This is a genomic window from Microbacterium sp. Leaf351, assembly GCF_001423825.1.
Taxonomy (GTDB): domain Bacteria; phylum Actinomycetota; class Actinomycetes; order Actinomycetales; family Microbacteriaceae; genus Microbacterium; species Microbacterium ginsengisoli.
In genome coordinates, this window is sequence record NZ_LMPK01000033.1 from 104,552 (window position 1) to 108,277 (window position 3,726).

A 3,726-nucleotide genomic window follows, 5' to 3' on the forward strand; every position below is an offset into this window, starting at 1 on the left:
GAGTCCGACGGCGGGCAGCATGCGGGCGACGACGTCTTTCAGTGTCGCCGCAGCCTCGGCGATGATCGGAATGAGGCGCTGGATGAGCGCGGAGAGCGCGTGGAGAGCCTCGAGGAGCTCGGTCACGAGCCGTCCGGTCGCGGCGACGAGATCTGCGGCGGCGCGCGCGAAATCCGTCACGCGGTGGGCGATCTCGAGCGGGTTGAGGGAGAACGAGAACAGCTGCTCGGCGAAGCGCGCGAGGCGGGCCAGCACCTCGCAGACGTAGGTTCGGGTCGCATCCACGATTCGGGAGGCGAGACGGAGGGATGCCGCTGTCGCCGCGGCCCACTCCGCGGCATCCCTCGTCACCGCCAGGAGGTCGTCGTGTCGTTCTCGCAACGCGCGCACGGTGCGGCCGTCGAGATCAGTGAGGGCGGTGCGGCCGACGCGCAGTCGCGGCGCGAGTTCGGTCAGCGACGCCGCTGCGTCCTCCCACTGCGCGGCGACACCCCCGACCTGGGCGCTGTCACCGAGCAGCTGGTCGACCCAGTCCCGAAGCGGTTGCACGTAGGTGATCACGACGCCCGCGATGCCGGGGATCTCCGCGCACGCCGGTGCGCCCAGAGCGCTGCGCGGGAGGCCGCCGGCCCAGGCGCCGCCGCGTATCTCTGCAGCGAGCGACGACGCGCTCATGGTTCCGTCCCGGTGAAGGTCGTCGTCGCGTCGTCCTCGACGCGGGCGAAGGCTGTGCCCGCGTGCGACGCCCCGTCGGCCATGCGGTCGCTGAGGGTGTGCGCCATGCCCAGGAGGTCACGCGTATGGGACGCGAGAGCAGTGGTCGCGGGCACGAGGAGTCCCTGTGCGAGCGCACCGAACGCGATCGGCCCGAGCGGCGTCGCGGTGCGCGCCGCCGCCCGGTCCAGCTCGGCGGACGCCTCGCGCAGCAGTGTCTCCTGAGCCTGCAGCACGTCGCCGTCGAGGACGATGCGCTGATTCGCCGCGGTCACGAGGTCGCTCCGAGAGAGCGTGCGCCCTGCAGGTCCGTGGCGGTGTACGACTCGGCGAGGGCGGTGAGGGCGGTGTCGATGCGAGCGAGTGCGTCGGTGCGGTCTGCCAGCCCGGCGCGCAATTGTCGTTGGGCCGCATCGAACGCCTGCTGGGCTTCGCCCGACCAGGATCCTCGCAACGCCGTCGCGTCGCTCTCGAGTTGGGTGAGGGCGTCGTCGATTGCGCGACCCGCGCTCGTGATGCGGGCCGCCGCGGCGGCGAGCCGGGCTGGGGTGACGACGAGGCGGTCGAGCATGATCATCAGGCGCCCGAACCGGGTCCGTCATCGTGTACCGGACCGGTGCGCGTCACGGTGAGGGAGTCGACGTCCGCCACAGCGGCGAGCCGTTCGACGGCCCGCGCGGCCGCGAGACCCTGTGCCTGCGCGGCGGTCTCGGTGAGGAGGCGGGAGAGCGAGCGGGCGTCGACGTCGAGCGCGGTGTCCTGCACCTCGATGCGATCGATCGCCCCCGTCGCGCCGGCGGTCACGGACACCTCGCGTCCGGGTGAGGTCGCAGTGACGCGCAGCGCGCGAAGGTCGGCTTCGATGCGAGCCGCGGCATCCGCTGCCTGGCGGGCCGCCGCGATCTGGGCATCGATGCGGGCTCGAGCCGCATCCAGCGCGGTCATGCCGTCCGTCTCGTACGACATCGCTGCCTCCTCGCGTCGCCCTCACGCTAGCGAGCGGAGACGGCGGCGCGGGGGTGCCTGTGGATAGCTCAGCCGAAGAAGGTGCTGAGCACGTTGGGAATCGCGTCCAATCGCAGCTGGGCGAGGAGGATCACGACCGCGTAGCTGAGGATCGTGGCGAGCGGCACCCACGCCATCAGGCGTCCCGCGCGCGACCGGGTGCGCGCCGTGACGGGAACTGCGCCGATGCGCAGCACGTGGACGGTCACGGCGTAGAACGTCGGGATCGTCATCGACCAGGTCAGCATGCACCACGGGCACAGGGTGTGCAGCTGGAAGATGCTCTGGCTGATGAACCAGGTGACGAGCCCGAACGCGCTCGCGGTGCCGAACCAGAACAGCCCCCAGAACCAGCCGGGGAAGCGCACCCGGGCGAGCACTGCCACGCCCATGATCACCGGAGCCACCCAGCCTGCGAGGCCGAGGATCGGGTTGGGGAAGCCGAATGCACTGCCCTGCCACGATTCGAGGTTCGCCTTGCACTGGACGAGCACGCTGAAGTCGCAGGATGCCGCGGCTGCCGGGTTCGCGAGCAGGTGCAGCCGCTCGAGCGTGAGTTCGAAGGCGGCCGTCCAGCCGACCACGCCGGCGACGATCAGCCAGATTCCGAAAGCGGGTGTGCGCGGTGCGGATGCATGGTCGGGCATGCCCGCATTCTCGCGGTGCGCAGCAGGCCCGCGCCGGCGCAGCGACCGTGAGAATGAGAGGCTCGACGCGCCGCGGCATCCACCCGTCGCGCGGACGACACGGAAGATGAGATAATGAACCGGATGCCGCGGCGGCCGCGCCGCTCGCGACATCGATGCAGACTTCGGGCGATGACCGCCCTCGCAGGACGAGCCTCGAGCCTCCTGCACACCGAGTGAGTTTGCGGCAGCGCCGGGTGCGCCGCCGCCAGAGATGAGATCGCCGGGCGACGCGCGGTGTCGCCGGGCTGGGAGACAAGCCTGTGATGGCCGATGATGCCGACATCCCCTCGAACCCCGCTGACGTTGCTGACGCCGTGACGGATGCCACGACCCCCGCGATCGCCGACCCTTTCACCGTGCAGCCTGCGGCTGACGTTCTTGCTTCCGATCAGGTCGTGGACTCGGCGGTGACCGGGGCTGTGAGCGATGACGGCGTCCCGGAGCCGGGCTCTGCCGATGCCACCGCCGATGTCGCGACCACGGAGACCGAGGCAGCTGAGCCGGACGCCGAGCCTGAGCCGGTCGCCGAGCCTGAGGCGGAGGCCGAGCCGGAGTCTGTCGCGGAGCCGGAGGGTCCGCTCACCGCGGTCGGGCTCGGCTTGCTGCCCGAGACCTTCGTGTCCACCGTCTCGGCAGCTCTCCACTTCTACGCGCCGCCCGTCGCACTGCTGCCGCTGCTCGACGACATCGACGAGTCGCCCGCCCCGGCGGACGCCGTCCAGCCGGGCACCAGCACCAGCCGTCGCCGCAATCGTCGCCGCGGCACGGGTGGCGAGGCCACCGAGGAGCGTGAGTACACCCGCCCGGCTCGCGCCGTCGAGCTGATCACCGAGCCGCAGCGCATCAAGGGCTCCACGCGTCTCGAGGCGAAGAAGCAGCGTCGGCGCGACGGTCGTGAGGCCGGCCGTCGCCGTCCGGTCGTCACCGAGGCCGAGTTCCTCGCGCGCCGTGAGGCCGTCGACCGCGTGATGGTGGTGCGGTCGAAGAACGGTCGCATCCAGATCGCCGTCCTTGAGGACGACGTGCTCGTCGAGCACTATGTCGCCCGCAACCAGGACGCCTCGCTCATCGGCAACGTCTACCTCGGTCGCGTGCAGAACGTGCTTCCGAGCATGGAGGCCGCGTTCGTCGACATCGGCCGGGGCCGCAATGCTGTGCTCTATTCCGGTGAGGTCGACTGGGATGGCGTCGAGACCGGCAACCAGCCGCGTCGCATCGAGCTCGCCCTCAAGAGCGGCGACCGTGTGCTCGTGCAGGTCACGAAGGACCCGGTCGGCCACAAGGGCGCCCGGCTCACGAGCCAGATCTCGCTCCCGGG

5 protein-coding genes and 1 pseudogene are annotated in these 3,726 nt (G+C 71.0%); 1 reads left to right on the forward strand and 5 read right to left on the reverse strand.

Annotation, left to right across the window (positions count from 1 at the left end; genetic code table 11):
- The 5 genes from ASG00_RS08825 to ASG00_RS08845 all read right to left on the reverse strand — a co-directional run.
- On the reverse strand, nucleotides 1–675 hold a 675-nt coding region (locus tag ASG00_RS08825; protein WP_162238380.1), incomplete at its 3' end, for a hypothetical protein.
- Nucleotides 672–989 carry a hypothetical protein gene (locus ASG00_RS08830; RefSeq protein ID WP_056208696.1) on the reverse strand — a complete coding sequence of 106 codons (318 nt, stop codon included), beginning with the start codon at nucleotides 987–989 and terminating at the stop codon, nucleotides 672–674. The genes ASG00_RS08830 and ASG00_RS08825, both read right to left, overlap by 4 nt.
- The gene (locus ASG00_RS08835) at nucleotides 986–1,285 is read right to left on the reverse strand and encodes a WXG100 family type VII secretion target (RefSeq protein ID WP_162237831.1); all 300 of its coding nucleotides are present in this window, start codon (nucleotides 1,283–1,285) and stop codon (nucleotides 986–988) included. The genes ASG00_RS08830 and ASG00_RS08835 overlap by 4 nt, the downstream gene beginning before the upstream one ends.
- Nucleotides 1,286–1,290: 5 nt before the next feature.
- Nucleotides 1,291–1,680, reverse strand: a complete 390-nt coding sequence (locus ASG00_RS08840; RefSeq protein ID WP_056208703.1) for a YbaB/EbfC family nucleoid-associated protein — start codon at nucleotides 1,678–1,680, stop codon at nucleotides 1,291–1,293.
- Between the two features lie 68 nt (nucleotides 1,681–1,748).
- Complete coding sequence (locus ASG00_RS08845; RefSeq protein ID WP_056208705.1) at nucleotides 1,749–2,366, reverse strand: vitamin K epoxide reductase family protein; 618 nt, start codon at nucleotides 2,364–2,366, stop codon at nucleotides 1,749–1,751.
- A 305-nt stretch (nucleotides 2,367–2,671) separates the two neighbouring features.
- On the opposite strand from ASG00_RS08845, the pseudogene ASG00_RS17855 reads away from it, so the two are divergent.
- Nucleotides 2,672–3,726 (forward strand): annotated as a pseudogene (locus ASG00_RS17855) (Rne/Rng family ribonuclease); the annotation flags it as partial.